This is a genomic window from Echinicola salinicaeni (genome assembly GCF_014280965.1).
Classification (GTDB): Bacteria; Bacteroidota; Bacteroidia; order Cytophagales; family Cyclobacteriaceae; genus Echinicola; species Echinicola salinicaeni.
Genome location: NZ_JACODZ010000007.1, coordinates 98,810 through 113,419, shown reverse-complemented (window position 1 = coordinate 113,419; position 14,610 = coordinate 98,810). Strand labels below are relative to the sequence as shown.

The window sequence follows — 14,610 nt, the reverse complement described above, 5'->3', positions numbered from 1 at the left end:
ATCGACTTTTAATTTAGGAAAAATACAGAAAGAATTAACGTTCTCTAAGGCTAAAGGTTGTCGGCTAGATAGGGGGATGGAGGGCAATCAATGTTTTTGGGGATTTGAATTGATTGCTATTTACTTTTTATCCGCCGAGTATGCAGAGAAGATCATAGTAAAGGGGGAGCTTTGGATTCTTTGCTTTAGTCTGATATCTAGCTACTTGATACCAGGTGCAGTTTCTCAGTTTTCAACTTCTCTGCTTGATCCCATTTAAGCTTGGAATAGAAAGTGAGTTTGCCTAAAAAAAGAAAAGCATCCCGTGAAACAAGGATGCTTTTTTTAGGAGGTCGAGAGCGGATTCGAACCGCTGTACAAGGTTTTGCAGACCTCTGCCTAGCCACTCGGCCACTCGACCTTATCAGAATTGAGTTGCAAATGTAGGAGATAATTTTTTATATGCAAAATTCCTTTACTTAAATTTTAGTGAATTTTCAAGCTCATAGAAAAGCTCGAAGATTTCATAATTGAGGTTTTGAGTAAATTAACCAAGGAAATAGAGGGCTGTGAGAACTATTTGCACTAATCGGCTTATTTATAGAAATTCTAAATAACCTATTTAGGTAGTCTAATAGGGGTAAATAGCTGTTTATCAGCTGTTAAAATCCTTTTTACGCAGAAAGATGAAAAAGGTTAGGCTAAGTGTACGGGTTTGAAAAATAGAAGTTGGGTAGTACATTTGTGGGGAGTTTTAAAAACCGTGAAATAAACTGATTAAAGTGTTATAAATATGTCAATCAAACGCTCATTATTAAGTGTTCCCTTCAGATTTTGCAACATGGCGTTGATTTTTTTCCTTTTGATAGGAATTAATGCCTTTGCTGCTGATCCTGAAGTTTCTGATAGTGAAGAGGCTGTTAAGGCCGGAGAGTCACTATTCAATGCCAACTGTAAGACCTGTCACAAACTTGATCAAAAGTTTACTGGCCCAGCCTTGCGCGGGGTAAGTGACCGAAGAGACATTGCGTGGATTCAAGCATTTATTAAGAACTCACAAAAAGTGATCCAAGAAGGTGACCCAGTTGCCAATGAGCTTTTCGCTGAGTTCAATAACACGGTTATGCCGGCTCATCCATTCTTAAGCGATGAAGATGTGATGAACTTGCTTTCTTATATCGAATTCGGCGGTAAGGAAGAGGTAGCAGCTGCCGGAGCTGCAGGTGAAGGTGCTCAAGCTGGTGCTGCTTCGGGCGGTGTTCCAAGTGAATACCTTACTATTATATTAGCGGTTTTAGTTCTAGTGTTGTTATTGATCCTAATCGTTTTGGGATTGATTGTTTCTGTATTGAGCAAATACTTGAACAAACAACATTTGGATGAGGAAGATAAAGAGTTTATCAACCAAAAGACTGATTTCAAAAAAGTATTAAAGAGCGATGCGTTTGTTATCATCATCACAGCATTAGTGGTGGCATTGGTGGCAAAGACTGCTATTGATGGACTTTTTACGGTAGGGGTTCAGCAAGGCTATGCACCGACTCAGCCAATTGCATTCTCTCATGAATTGCATGCTGGTGAAAAAGAAATTGAATGTCAGTATTGTCATACTGGTGTTGAAATCGGTAGATCGGCCAATATTCCTTCTCCAAATATCTGTATGAACTGTCATATGCATATTCAGAATGTAGGTGGAAAAGAGGGCGTTTCTCCTGAAATCCAAAAAATATATGATGCGGTAGATAATAATCAACCAATAGAGTGGGTAAGGGTACATAACTTACCAGATTTGGCATACTTTAATCACTCTCAGCACGTGAATGTTGGAGGTATTGAGTGTCAGACTTGTCATGGTCCTATTGAGGAGATGGAAGTAGTACGCCAGCACAGCGCCCTTACAATGGGTTGGTGTATTGACTGTCACAGACAGACAGAAATCAAAACTGCTGGTAATGAGTACTACGATAAGTTGGTACAATTGCATTCGGAATCTAAGGATGCCCTGAAGGTGAAAGACATCGGAGGGTTGGAATGTGCTAAGTGCCACTATTAATTAAAAAATCTTTTAAGAACATTCTTTTCTTTAATATAAAATGAAAGAAAATAAAAAGACATACTGGAAGGGATTAGAACAGCTGACAAACGATCCGGAATTTGTAAAGAATGCAGATCGGGAATTTCCTGAATACCTTCCAATAAGCGACCAAGAAGAAGGGGGATCATCAAGAAGGGATTTCCTTAAACTAATGGGATTCAGTATTGCGGCTGCGTCATTGGCTGCTTGTGAGGCTCCTGTTAGAAAGGCCATTCCTTATGTGAACAAGCCAGTAGATGTAAATCCTTCTATCCCTAATTATTACGCTTCAACCTTTGTATCTGGTGGAGACTATGCTTCCGTTGTAGTTAAAACCAGAGAAGGTAGACCTATCAAAATTGACGGTAATAAGCTTTCTCCAATCACTCAAGGTGGTGTAAATGCCATCGTGGAAGCTTCAGTATTGTCTCTATATGATAAAGAAAGATTAGCCAGCCCATACAAAAACGGTGAAAAATCTGATTGGGCTACTATAGATAAAGAAGTTGCCGCTAAGCTTAAGGCTGCTGGCAATGTTAAAATTGTTACTAATACTATCTTATCACCTTCTACAGACAAAGCTATCGGTGCCTTGTCTGAAACGATAGGCGGTGCAGAGGTTGTTACTTATGATGCAGCTTCTACCTATGGTATTACTAAGGCCAATGAAACCTACTACGGAGTAAATGCGCTTCCAAGCTACAGCTTTGACAAAGCTGATGTTATCGTAAGTTTTGGTGCCGATTTCTTGGGAACTTGGATTTCTCCAATTGAATTTGCTAAGCAATATTCAAAAGGAAGAAAGATTTCTAAGGAAAGCCCTAATATGTCTCGTCATTACCAGTTTGAATCTAACCTTTCATTGACTGGTGCTAACGCAGATTACAGAACTCCAATCAAAGCTTCTCAAAGTGGATTGGCAGTATTAGCGCTTTATAACTTGATCGCTAAAAAAGCTGGAGCTGCCACTGTTAAGGGAGCTGCTGTTGAAGTGGCTCATTTGAGCAAAGCTGCTAATGAACTTTGGGCCAATAAAGGCAAGTCATTGGTAGTATCTGGTTCCAATGATCCTAATGTTCAGATCGTGATCAATGCGATCAACGAACTTCTTGGAAATAATAATTCAACTATTGACTATAGCAATACAGCTTCTTTCAAAAAAGGAAACGATGCTGGAATGGCTAAGTTTGTTGCTGACCTTGCCGCTGGTAGGGTAGATGGAGTGTTGTTCTACAACTGTAACCCAGTTTACGATTACCCACAAGGTGAAGAGTTAGGAAAGGCAATTGCTAAAGCAAAGGTATCTGTAAGTACCAATGCTACTATGGATGAAACTTCTTCTATGGTTCAGTATATTGCTCCTGATCACCACTACTTGGAATCTTGGAATGACTTCCAGCCAAAAGCCGGTGAATTCAGTTTATCTCAACCTGCTATTTCCCCACTTTTTGATACTAGACAAGCGCAAGAATCTTTCTTGACTTGGGCAGGAGTTACTACTAATTACTACGACTTCCTTCAAGAAAATTGGGCTGCCATGTTTGCTGCTCAAGGTGAGACTGCTTCTTTCCAAGAAAATTGGGATAGAGCACTTTACAATGGCGTTTATTCTATTGAAGTTCCTGCTTCTGAAGAAGCTTTAGTAGGCGCTGGGGATATAAGTGCTGCCGCTGCTGCAATTGGAAAAGCTTATTCTGCTTCTAATTCAGGTGTGGAGCTAGTGGTTTACCAAAAAGTAGGTATTGGTGTAGGTACATTTGCTAACAACCCATGGTTGCAAGAAATGTCTGATCCAGTGACTAAAGCTACATGGGATAACTATTTGACTGTTTCTCAGAAATGGGCGACTGAGCAAGGTTTGAAAATGTTTGAGGGAGCCACACAGAAAGCTAAAATCACTGTAAACGGGAAGTCACTTATTGTACCAGTATTGATCCAACCAGGTCAGGCTGATGGTACTATCGGTTTGGCTCTAGGATACGGAAGAACTAAAGCTGGTAGAGTAGCCAATGGAGTAGGGGTTAACGCTTACCCATTATTGGACAACTCTAAAGGTTTTGTTAATTATGATATTACTTCTGGAGTAAGTATTGAGCTTACTTCTGATAGCTATAAAATTGCACAAACTCAGACGCACCAAACTTATATGGATCGTGGTAATGTGATCCAAGAGTCAGTTTTGTCTGAATACAAAAAAGATCCATCTGCTGGTAGAGTTTCACCAGAGATCTATAAAGATGGAGAGTTTGTAAAACCATCTAAGGTATCTCTTTGGAGCGGTCACAAGTATAGCCAGCACCACTGGGGCTTGGCCATTGACATGAACTCTTGTATTGGTTGTGGTGCTTGTACCGTAGCTTGTCAAGTAGAAAATAATGTGGCTGTAGTAGGTAAGCAGGAAGTGCTTAACCGTAGAGAAATGGCTTGGATCAGGATTGACCGTTATTACAGCTCTGATGCTGAAGCGGGAGATTTGGAAGGATTGGAAAAAGCTTCTGACAATCCAGAGGTAACCTTCCAGCCAATGATGTGTCAGCACTGTAACAATGCTCCATGTGAGACGGTATGTCCAGTAGCTGCTACCACACACAGTTCAGAAGGTCTTAATCAAATGACCTATAATAGATGTATCGGTACACGTTATTGTGCAAACAACTGTCCTTATAAAGTAAGAAGGTTCAACTGGTTCAAATACCATGATAATAAGGACTTCTCTCAAGTCAATGTTGCTCAAAACGATGATTTGGGTAAGATGGTACTTAACCCAGATGTTACTGTTAGAGCTAGAGGGGTTATGGAGAAGTGTAGCTTGTGTGTTCAACGTATCCAATCTGGTAAGTTGGCTGCTAAGCGTGAGAAGAGGAAGATCAAGGATGGAGAAGTAACTACTGCTTGTGCCGTAGCCTGTCCTACTGACGCCTTGGTATTCGGTGATATGAATGATCCAAATAGCCAGGTTTCACAAATGTTGAAGATCAAGGAAAACACAACTTCAGCAGTGAAAGAGGTTAATGAGGAGAGAGCATACCATGTATTAGAGGAAATCAACGTAAGCCCTAATGTATGGTACTTCACCAAGATTAGAAATAAGGACAAAAAAGAAGCGTAAATAATAATTTTATAAGATATGCAGGTTACTTCATCCGTACGCGAGCCGTTAGTTACGGGCGGTAAAACATACAAAGACGTTACCCATGACGTTTCCAGACAGGTGGAAGGCAAGCCAACTGTTGGTTGGATGCTTGGTTTAGCTGTAGCTATTGGTACCTTATTGTTAGGTGGCATAGCTGTGGGTGCTACTGTTTGGGAAGGTATAGGTATGTGGGGATTGAACAAGACAGTAGGTTGGGCATGGGATATCACCAACTTCGTTTGGTGGGTAGGTATTGGTCACGCTGGTACTTTGATTTCAGCGGTACTCCTTCTTTTCAGACAAAAGTGGAGAACATCTATTAACAGAGCTGCTGAGGCGATGACAATTTTTGCCGTTATCTGTGCGGCTATGTTTCCAGTACTTCATATGGGTAGACCATGGTTAGGTGCTTATTGGGCATTGCCACTTCCAAACGTTTTTGGTTCACTTTGGGTTAACTTTAACTCACCATTGCTTTGGGACGTATTTGCCATCTCTACTTATTTCTCGGTATCATTGGTTTTCTGGTATATCGGTTTGATTCCTGATTTTGCTACCATTAGAGATAGAGCAACTGGTTTAAGAAAAACTATTTATGGTGCGCTTAGCTTTGGGTGGACAGGGGCTGCAAAATCTTGGATGCACTATGAAGCTGTATCTTTGATCCTTGCCGGATTGGCTACGCCACTTGTACTTTCAGTACACACCATTGTATCGTTTGACTTTGCTACTTCAGTAATTCCTGGATGGCACACTACTATTTTTCCTCCATACTTTGTAGCGGGTGCAATCTTCTCGGGGTTTGCGATGGTGTTGACCTTGATGATCATCACTAGGAAATTGTTTAAACTGGAAGATTATATTACAATGGTACATATCGAGTTGATGAACATTGTAATCATTATCACTGGTTCAATAGTAGGTATAGCTTATATCACTGAGTTCTTTATTGCGTGGTACTCAGGTGTAGAAGCAGAGCAATATGCCTTTATCAACAGAGCATTTGGACCATACTGGTGGGCATACTGGTCAATGATGACTTGTAACGTAATTTCACCACAACTTTTCTGGTTCAAGAAAATCAGAACTTCAATCGTCTTTACTTTCCTGCTTTCTTTGGTAGTGAATATCGGTATGTGGTTTGAACGTTTTGTAATTATTGTAACCTCACTTCATAGGGACTTCTTGCCATCTTCTTGGGCAATGTTCTACCCTACTTGGGCGGATGTTGGAGTTTACCTATTCACCTTTGGTTTGTTCTTTACCTTATTCTTATTGTTTGCTAAGTTCTTCCCGGTAATCAACATGGCTGAGGTTAAATCTGTATTGAAGTCTTCATCTGAAAAAGTAAATAAATAATGGAAAGAGATACGAATTTTATCCTCGGTATTTATGATGATGAGGATGTATTGAAAGATGCAGTAACCAAGGTACGTGAGAGTGGAGTGAAAATCCATGAGGTATTTACTCCATACCCTGTTCACGGTCTTGAAGATGTATTAGGATATAAAAGAAGTAAACTGCCAATAGCTGCCTTTTTGTTTGGTATGCTAGGGACTTGTTTGGCCTTGACTATGCAGGTGCTAATGATGTCAGTGGACTGGCCAATGATCATCGGTGGTAAGGACCATGCTCCACTACCTGATTTCATTCCTGTTACCTTCGAACTTACTGTATTATTGGCTTCCTTCGGTATGGTGGGAGTATTTATGGTGAGCAGTAATTTGAAGCCATGGGCCCAGCCTCGAATTTTTGATTTGAGAAGTACTGATGATAAGCATGTGATGGCAATTGATATTGCCCATAATGCCAATATTGAAGAAACTAAGATCAAAGAGTTGCTTCAGACATCAGGAGCTTCAGAGGTGAATAATAAAAGTTTTGAATAGGTAACATTGAAGATATGAAAATTATTAAGTCCATATATTTAGTTGCGCTTTCTGCTGCTTCTTTGGGAGTAGTATCTTGCGGGGCTTCAGGCGATGATCAGGGGCTGGAATATGCTCCTCAAATGTACCACTCTGTAGCTTATGAGCCGCTTACCCAAATTCAAAATGAAGAAGCTGGAAGCTGGTTGTCAAACAGAGAAGATGGAAAAGGTGAATTTTTCAATAGTAATGTTCACAATCCACACAATATGAATATGAGAGAGCCTGTGGCCAACACAGTAGCTCGTAATCAATATGACATGCTTCCTTACAGGCTTAAAGTAGCTGATTTGGAAGGTGCTAATGCTGTTGAAAATCCAGTTGAATTGACTGATCAGGTATTGGCAGATGGTAAGCGTTTGTTTACCCAGTACTGCTCACCATGTCACGGTGATGGTGGTCAAGGAGATGGTAAAGTAGGTGAAGTAATCGGTGGTGTAGCTAACCTTACCGGTGGTGCTTATATCAACCTTACAGAAGGACACATTTTCCATGTAATTACACACGGAAAAGGTAGAATGGGAGCTCATGGTTCTCAGATTTCTCCAGAGAGAAGATGGAAAATTGTTCACTATGTTAAACAAGAAATTCAGAAACAATAATAATGGCGCACGTTACAAATTTTAACCTGGATCAAAAATTTGACTTCACGGCTGCCCTGAAGAAAACCATCATGATGGTTGGAGGTATTGGGGCGATCTTGTTGGTCATTGGTATCTTCACTTCTATGGGAGGTGATTCACACGGTGGGCATGAAGCTGCTGGTCATCAGACTGAACATGTAGCTGCAGCAGATGATCACGGTGATGCACATGCTGCTGAGGCAGGACATGAGACTGGTGGACATGATGAATTCCATTGGTCTAAGCGTTTTTTCGCTAATCTTTGGATCAATAATGTGTACTTTGCCGGTATTGCCATTATTGGTGTTTTCTTCTTTGCTATTCAATATGCGGCTCAAGCTGGATGGGCTACAGCTATCCTAAGGGTAATGATCTCTTTTGGTAATTGGCTTCCGTTTGCTGCTATTATGATGATCGTTACTTATTTCATTGCTGGTCATGACTTGTTCCACTGGACTCACCATGATCTTTTTGTTAAAGATAGCGGGCATTACGATTCTATTATAGATGGAAAAGGCGGATTCTTCTATTGGCCATTGGCTAAAGGTAGTTTCCCTATTTTCTGGGTAGCTAGATTGGTCATCTTCTTTGGACTTTGGATTTTCTTCTTCAATAAATTGAAAAACCTTTCTTTGCAGGAAGATATCAATGGGGGAGATAGTTATTGGTATAATATCAGAAAATGGTCTGCAATTTTCTTGGTGATCTTTGCTGTATCTTCTTCAATAAGTGCATGGGATTGGATAATGTCAATTGATACTCACTGGTTCTCTACATTATTTGGTTGGTATGTGTTTGCTTCTTGGTTTGTTGCCGGTCTTTCTTCAATTTGTCTGGTAACGATCATGTTGAAAGAGAGAGGTTACTTAGAGATGTTCAATGAAAACCATCTACATGATTTAGCTAAATTCATTTTCGGGTTCTCTATATTCTGGACTTACTTATGGTTCTCTCAGTTCTTATTGATTTATTATGCCAATATTCCTGAAGAATCAGTTTACTTCCTTGAAAGGTTGAATAGTGATAAGTATGGTGCATTTATCTTTGTGAATATTATTCTAAACTTTGTGTTGCCATTCTTAGTTTTGATGACTAGAGACTCTAAGAGACATACCATCTTCTTGAAAGTTGTTTGTACTCTTATCATTATTGGACACTGGGTTGATTTCTTCTTAATGGTTCAGCCAGGTACATTGGGACATAACGGTGGAGTTGGATTTATGGAAGTTGGTATGTTCTTGTTATATGGTTCTGTTGTAATCATGGTGGTATTGACTGGTCTTTCTAAGAAAAATCTTATCGCTAAGAACCATCCAATGTTAGAGGAAACTTATCATCATCACATTTAATACGTATCCGAAAAAGATAAAATTATGTACGGATTTCTTATTGCACTAGGTGTTTTATTATTGGTATCCATCATTTGGATGGTGTACAGGATACAAACTTTGGTTTCTGTAGTTAAGGGTTCTGAAAAGAAAATTGCTACTGGAAGTAATAAAGTTAATGCTGCCTTATTCATCGTATTCCTTTTGGCTGCTGGAGCCCTAATGTTCTGGTATTCTATTAAGGAGTTTGATAACTATAATTTGCCAATTGCCTCTGAGCATGGCGTAGTAACTGATCAGTTGTTCTGGGTTACTATGGCCATTACTGGGGTGGTATTCATCATTACTCATATTCTTTTGTTCTGGTTCAGTTATAGGTACCAATACAAAGAGGAGAGTAAGGCGGCTTTCTTCCCAGACAATAACAAACTTGAGGTTATCTGGACAGCAGTTCCTGCTTTGGTATTGACAGTTTTGATTGTTTATGGTTGGAAGTCTTGGACTGAAATCACTGCTCCGGCCCCTGAAAATGCCCATGTGGTTGAAGTTATGGGATATCAATTTGCTTGGGAATTTAGATATCCAGGTAAGGACAATCAACTGGGTAACTATGATTATAGATTGATCAATCCTTCTAACTCCAGAGGTATTGACTTCACAGATAAAAATGCTTTGGATGATTTTCCTGCTCAAACAGTTGTGATTCCAAAAGGAGAGCCAGTTTTGTTCAAGATTCGTTCTAGAGATGTACTTCACTCTGTTTTTGCTCCTCACATGAGGTTGAAAATGGATGCTGTACCAGGTATGCCTACTAGGTTCTGGTTCGTGCCGACAAAAACTACTGCAGAAATGAGGGCTGAGTTGGGAGATGACGAGTTTGTTTATGAAATAGCTTGTACAGAAGTTTGCGGTGGAGGTCACTTCTCCATGAGAAGAGAGATTGAAGTTGTCGAACCAGCAGAATACCAGAAATGGTTAGCTGAGCAAAAGACCTTTATTGAAATGGATCCTGCTTTGATCGCTGATGCTCCGGCTGAGATTAAAGAACTGGCTCAGATTCAAAGCGGTGAATAAGATATAACTTGATATAATAAAATAATTATGGCAGTAGCTAACATATCAACGCACGGTACTACGGAGCATGACCATCACGATGATCATGCTCATAGTGATAATTTTATCACTAAGTATGTCTTTAGTACCGACCATAAAATGATCGGTAAGCAGTTTTTGGTTACCGGTATTGTATGGGCATTAATTGGTGGTTTCCTTTCTATCCTTTTTAGGTTACAGTTAGGTTTCCCTGACATGGACATGACTTTCTTGAAACCTATACTAGGTGGGTGGATTGATGAGTCTGGGGCTTTAGATACGAATTTCTATTTGGCCTTGGTAACGATGCACGGAACCATTATGGTGTTCTTTGTATTGACAGCAGGTTTGAGTGGTACATTCTCAAACTATTTGATCCCATTGCAAATTGGTGCTAGGGATATGGCTTCAGGCTTTATGAACATGCTTTCTTACTGGTTCTTCTTCGTAGCTGGTGTTATCATGTTTATCTCCTTATTCATCTCTACCGGTCCTGCTGGCGGTGGTTGGGTTATCTATCCTCCATTGTCTGCTTTGGAGCAAGCTATTCCAGGTTCTGGATTGGGTATGACACTTTGGTTGGTGGCTATGGTATTCTTTATTGCCTCTCAGCTTTTGGGTGGTATTAACTATATCACTACTGTCATTAACCTAAGAACAAAAGGGATGTCTTTCTCAAGACTTCCATTGACAATTTGGTCATTCTTCTTGACGGCTGTTATTGGTCTATTGTCATTCCCTGTATTGTTCTCTGCTGCGTTATTATTGGTATTCGATCGAAGTTTTGGTACTTCGTTCTATTTGTCAGATATCTATATCGGAGGTGAAGCACTTCCAAATACTGGAGGTAGCGCTGTATTGTTCCAGCACTTGTTCTGGTTCTTAGGTCACCCTGAAGTATATATTGTATTATTGCCTGCTTTGGGTATTACGTCTGAAGTAATTGCTACTAACTCAAGAAAGCCAATTTTCGGTTACAAAGCGATGATCTTGTCCATGCTTGGTATTACTGTATTGTCTTTCGTAGTATGGGCACACCATATGTTCGTGTCAGGTATGAACCCATTCTTGGGATCGATCTTTATGTTCTTGACATTGATCATTGCGGTGCCTTCTGCAGTTAAAGTATTTAACTATTTGACTACACTATGGAGAGGTAACTTGGTGTTTACACCAGCAATGTTGTTCTCTATTGGTTTGGTATCTTTCTTTATCTCTGGTGGTCTTACTGGTATTTTCCTCGGTAACTCCGCAGTAGATATCCAACTTCACGATACTTATTTCGTGGTAGCTCACTTCCACTTGGTAATGGGATCTGCTTCTTTCTTCGGATTGATGGCTGGGGTTTACCATTGGTTCCCTAAAATGTTTGGTAGAATGATGGATGCCAAATTGGGCTATATCCATTTCTGGTTGACATTTGTTGGGGTTTATATGGTGTTCTTCCCTATGCACTATATTGGTATTGCAGGATTCCCAAGAAGATATTACAGCTGGACTAACTTCAACTTTGCTGATATGTACACTGATCTTAACATGTTCGTATCAGTTGCTGCTATCGTTACCTTCGGTGCTCAGTTTATCTTCTTGTTCAACTTCTTCTATAGCATGTACAAAGGTAGAAGAGCTCCTCAGAACCCTTGGAGATCCAATACTTTGGAATGGACTACACCAGTTGAACCTGGTCATGGTAACTGGCCTGGAGAAATTCCTACAGTTTACAGATGGCCTTACGATTACTCTAAGCCAGGTGCTAAGGATGATTTTATTCCTCAAACCGTACCATTGTCTTCTACTCCAGAATCTAATCTTCCTCACGAAGCAGAGCAGGTTAAATTGGAAAGAGAAATTATGGCTGAAGAGGGTGCTGATGTCCTTGTAGCTAATGAATCAAAAGAATCTTAAAAATATTAACAGCTTTCGCAGGGTCAGTTTGATCACTGTGATAGCTGTTTATTTCTTGATTTTGGTAGGAGGGATAGTAAGAAGTTCCGGTTCCGGAATGGGCTGTCCTGATTGGCCGAAATGTTTTGGGAGCTGGGTGCCTCCTACAAAGGTGAACCAACTTCCCGATAATTATCAAGATATCTATCTCAACAAAAGGTTAGAGAAGAACGAAAGGTTTGTCAAAATGCTTCATAGCCTAGGCTTTCACAAGAAGGCTGAAGAAATTAAGCATGATAAGGCAATACTTATTGAAGGTGAATTTAATGCTACTAAAACCTGGATTGAATACCTAAACAGGCTAACTGGGGCTGTTATTGGGTTATTGGTTATCGCCACCTTTATCTATTCATGGAAGCTACGAAAACAGGATAAAGCCTTGACCATGCTTTCCTTCTTGAATTTGGTATTGGTTGTTTTTCAAGGCTGGATTGGTTCTATTGTTGTTTCTACCAATCTTTTGCATTGGATGATAACAGTTCATATGTTGTTGGCTTTATTGATAGTTTGCTTATTGCTTTATATCCATTATAGAGCTAATAAATTAAACCATAAGGTTAAGCAACAAATAGAAAAACCTGGTGATTTATTTGCCATACTATTATTGGCATTTATATTAATGATTGTCCAGGTAATTTGGGGAACGCAGGTTAGGGAGCAGGTAGATATAATTGCTGCAAGGTTAGGCAATCTTTTCCGTTTTGAGTGGATTGGTCTCCTTGGTATTGATTTTATCATTCATAGATCCTTCTCTTTAATATTATTAGCAATACACCTTTTGTTTATTTATAAAGTATATAAAGTCTCCCACAGGAGATCAGGTATATTTAAATGGTCACAAATTATGGTGGCATTGATCTTATTTGAGATCGTCACTGGGGTAGGGATGGCATATTTTGGTATTCCACCTTTCCTTCAACCTATTCACCTTTTGGTGGGTTCGTTGATCATAGGAGTTCAATTTGTGATCTTATTACAGTTAAGTGATCAGAAAAGAATAGTGTTAAATACAACCAATTCATGAGGACAGTTAATTTATCTGAAGCGTCCTTAATTGACAGCATATTGATTCGCTCGAAAGCATATTATGAATTGATAAAATTCAGGCTTTCGGCATTAGTAACTTTCTCTGCTGTGTTCGGGTTTATTTTAGGAGACAGTGGGGTGATGTTTTCTTGGGGGAAGTTCTTTGCTTTAATGGTCGGAGGTTTTCTGATCAGTGGGGCATCTGGAGCAGCCAACGAGATATTGGAAAGAGATTATGATAAATTGATGAAGAGGACTCAAAACAGGCCTCTACCATTGAATATTATCTCTTTAAACGAAGCGTATTGGTTTACAGTAATTGTGGCCTTGATAGGTATAAGTACCTTATGGTTCTTTACCAATCCTATCACTACTGGTTTGGGTATCTTAAGCATGATTCTTTATGTTTTTGTATACACACCGTTAAAAAGAGTAGGACCTATTGCTGTGTTTGTTGGAGCTATTCCAGGGGCTATGCCGCCATTATTGGGATGGACTGCAGCAACAGGAGCCATTACTTATGAGGCTTTGATTATATTTGGAATTCAATTTATTTGGCAATTCCCCCATTTTTGGGCCATTGCTTGGGTAAGTGATGAAGATTATAAGAAAGCTGGGTTTAAATTACTTCCTTCAGGTGGAAGGAAAGATTTGAATACAGCGATACAGATTATGATTTATACCCTGTTTTTATTGCCTTTGGGCTTATTACCAAGTTATTTTGGTTTAACAGGATTAAATTCTGGAATTGTAGCCACGATTTGTGGGGTGTTGTTTTTGGCACAGACTTTCTCTTTGATGAGAGATTGTTCCAGAAAATCAGCCTTGAAAATTATGTTTGGTTCGTTCCTATATTTGCCTATAGTGCAGATAGCTTATTTATTAGATAAAATACCATAATGGAAGAGAAATTAGCATATACTGAAGGGGCAGAGCAACCCATTGCTATGCATCCAAAGAAGTTTGCCCTGTGGTTATTTATCGTTAGTGTAGTGATGATATTTGCCGCTTTGACCAGTGCATTTATCGTAAGACAGGGTGAGGGGAACTGGTTGGATTATAGCCTGCCGGAGGTACTGTGGTTTACATCTGCGGTGATTTTACTTAGTAGTGCTAGTATGCATTGGGCCTATGTTTCTGCTAAGAACGATCAAATAAGTAATTTGAAAGTAGCTTTGACCATTACCACTATACTAGGTTTAACTTTCTTGGTCGGCCAATGGTATAGCTGGGAAGCTTTGGTAGAAAGGGATGTTTATTTTGTGGGTAATCCTGCTGGCTCATTTATGTATGTGTTGACTGGGTTGCACGCAGCACACTTAATAAGTGGTGTGATATTTCTAATTATTGTATTAATTTCGTCCTATAGATATAAAATACATTCACAGAGTATGAATACCATGGAAATGTGTGCTACTTATTGGCACTTCTTAGGTGGTCTCTGGATCTATTTATTTGTCTTTTTATTATTGAATCATTGAAA

General features: G+C 39.6%; 11 protein-coding genes and 1 tRNA gene. 11 read left to right on the top strand and 1 reads right to left on the bottom strand.

Features of this window, described 5'->3' with window-relative positions:
* Positions 1 to 329: 329 nt before the first annotated feature.
* Positions 330 to 400, bottom strand: a tRNA-Cys gene (locus H7U17_RS14635).
* A 372-nt stretch (positions 401 to 772) separates the two neighbouring features.
* On the opposite strand from H7U17_RS14635, the gene H7U17_RS14630 reads away from it, so the two are divergent.
* From H7U17_RS14630 to H7U17_RS14580, 11 genes are read left to right on the top strand one after another with little or no spacing between them, the layout of a single operon-like run.
* Entirely contained in the window at positions 773 to 2,032 is a 1,260-nt protein-coding gene (locus tag H7U17_RS14630; protein WP_186757498.1) for a c-type cytochrome, read from the top strand.
* A gap of 40 nt (positions 2,033 to 2,072) precedes the next feature.
* Positions 2,073 to 5,162 carry a TAT-variant-translocated molybdopterin oxidoreductase gene (locus tag H7U17_RS14625; protein ID WP_186757497.1) on the top strand — a complete coding sequence of 1,030 codons (3,090 nt, stop codon included), beginning with the start codon at positions 2,073 to 2,075 and terminating at the stop codon, positions 5,160 to 5,162.
* A gap of 18 nt (positions 5,163 to 5,180) precedes the next feature.
* Complete coding sequence (nrfD, locus tag H7U17_RS14620; RefSeq protein WP_186757496.1) at positions 5,181 to 6,545, top strand: NrfD/PsrC family molybdoenzyme membrane anchor subunit; 1,365 nt, start codon at positions 5,181 to 5,183, stop codon at positions 6,543 to 6,545.
* Positions 6,545 to 7,075: a DUF3341 domain-containing protein gene (locus H7U17_RS14615; protein ID WP_186757495.1), complete on the top strand. Its 531-nt coding sequence runs from the start codon at positions 6,545 to 6,547 to the stop codon at positions 7,073 to 7,075. The genes nrfD and H7U17_RS14615 overlap by 1 nt, the downstream gene beginning before the upstream one ends.
* Before the next feature lie 14 nt (positions 7,076 to 7,089).
* On the top strand, positions 7,090 to 7,716 hold the full coding sequence (locus tag H7U17_RS14610; protein ID WP_186757494.1) for a c-type cytochrome: 627 nt from the start codon (positions 7,090 to 7,092) through the stop codon (positions 7,714 to 7,716).
* Positions 7,717 to 7,718: 2 nt separating this feature from the next.
* Complete coding sequence (locus tag H7U17_RS14605; RefSeq protein ID WP_186757493.1) at positions 7,719 to 9,086, top strand: quinol:cytochrome C oxidoreductase; 1,368 nt, start codon at positions 7,719 to 7,721, stop codon at positions 9,084 to 9,086.
* A 24-nt stretch (positions 9,087 to 9,110) separates the two neighbouring features.
* The gene (locus tag H7U17_RS14600; protein WP_186757492.1) at positions 9,111 to 10,139 is read left to right on the top strand and encodes a cytochrome c oxidase subunit II; all 1,029 of its coding nucleotides are present in this window, start codon (positions 9,111 to 9,113) and stop codon (positions 10,137 to 10,139) included.
* A 27-nt stretch (positions 10,140 to 10,166) separates the two neighbouring features.
* Positions 10,167 to 12,062 carry a cytochrome c oxidase subunit I gene (locus H7U17_RS14595; protein WP_186757491.1) on the top strand — a complete coding sequence of 632 codons (1,896 nt, stop codon included), beginning with the start codon at positions 10,167 to 10,169 and terminating at the stop codon, positions 12,060 to 12,062.
* Positions 12,043 to 13,125: a COX15/CtaA family protein gene (locus H7U17_RS14590; RefSeq protein ID WP_186757490.1), complete on the top strand. Its 1,083-nt coding sequence runs from the start codon at positions 12,043 to 12,045 to the stop codon at positions 13,123 to 13,125. The genes H7U17_RS14595 and H7U17_RS14590 overlap by 20 nt, the downstream gene beginning before the upstream one ends.
* Positions 13,122 to 14,027 carry a heme o synthase gene (cyoE, locus tag H7U17_RS14585; RefSeq protein WP_186757489.1) on the top strand — a complete coding sequence of 302 codons (906 nt, stop codon included), beginning with the start codon at positions 13,122 to 13,124 and terminating at the stop codon, positions 14,025 to 14,027. The genes H7U17_RS14590 and cyoE overlap by 4 nt, the downstream gene beginning before the upstream one ends.
* Positions 14,027 to 14,608, top strand: a complete 582-nt coding sequence (locus tag H7U17_RS14580) for a cytochrome c oxidase subunit 3 (RefSeq protein WP_186757488.1) — start codon at positions 14,027 to 14,029, stop codon at positions 14,606 to 14,608. Before cyoE ends, H7U17_RS14580 begins: the two co-directional genes overlap by 1 nt.
* Positions 14,609 to 14,610 lie beyond the last annotated feature (2 nt).

What these genes read in the sequence shown, in the direction of transcription:
- H7U17_RS14630 (WP_186757498.1), top strand. Translation starts at nt 773, where the DNA reads ATGTCAATCAAACGCTCATTATTAAGTGTTCCCTTCAGATTTTGCAAC.
- H7U17_RS14625 (WP_186757497.1), top strand. Translation starts at nt 2,073, where the DNA reads ATGAAAGAAAATAAAAAGACATACTGGAAGGGATTAGAACAGCTGACA.
- nrfD (WP_186757496.1), top strand. Translation starts at nt 5,181, where the DNA reads ATGCAGGTTACTTCATCCGTACGCGAGCCGTTAGTTACGGGCGGTAAA.
- H7U17_RS14615 (WP_186757495.1), top strand. Translation starts at nt 6,545, where the DNA reads ATGGAAAGAGATACGAATTTTATCCTCGGTATTTATGATGATGAGGAT.
- H7U17_RS14610 (WP_186757494.1), top strand. Translation starts at nt 7,090, where the DNA reads ATGAAAATTATTAAGTCCATATATTTAGTTGCGCTTTCTGCTGCTTCT.
- H7U17_RS14605 (WP_186757493.1), top strand. Translation starts at nt 7,719, where the DNA reads ATGGCGCACGTTACAAATTTTAACCTGGATCAAAAATTTGACTTCACG.
- H7U17_RS14600 (WP_186757492.1), top strand. Translation starts at nt 9,111, where the DNA reads ATGTACGGATTTCTTATTGCACTAGGTGTTTTATTATTGGTATCCATC.
- H7U17_RS14595 (WP_186757491.1), top strand. Translation starts at nt 10,167, where the DNA reads ATGGCAGTAGCTAACATATCAACGCACGGTACTACGGAGCATGACCAT.
- H7U17_RS14590 (WP_186757490.1), top strand. Translation starts at nt 12,043, where the DNA reads ATGAATCAAAAGAATCTTAAAAATATTAACAGCTTTCGCAGGGTCAGT.
- cyoE (WP_186757489.1), top strand. Translation starts at nt 13,122, where the DNA reads ATGAGGACAGTTAATTTATCTGAAGCGTCCTTAATTGACAGCATATTG.
- H7U17_RS14580 (WP_186757488.1), top strand. Translation starts at nt 14,027, where the DNA reads ATGGAAGAGAAATTAGCATATACTGAAGGGGCAGAGCAACCCATTGCT.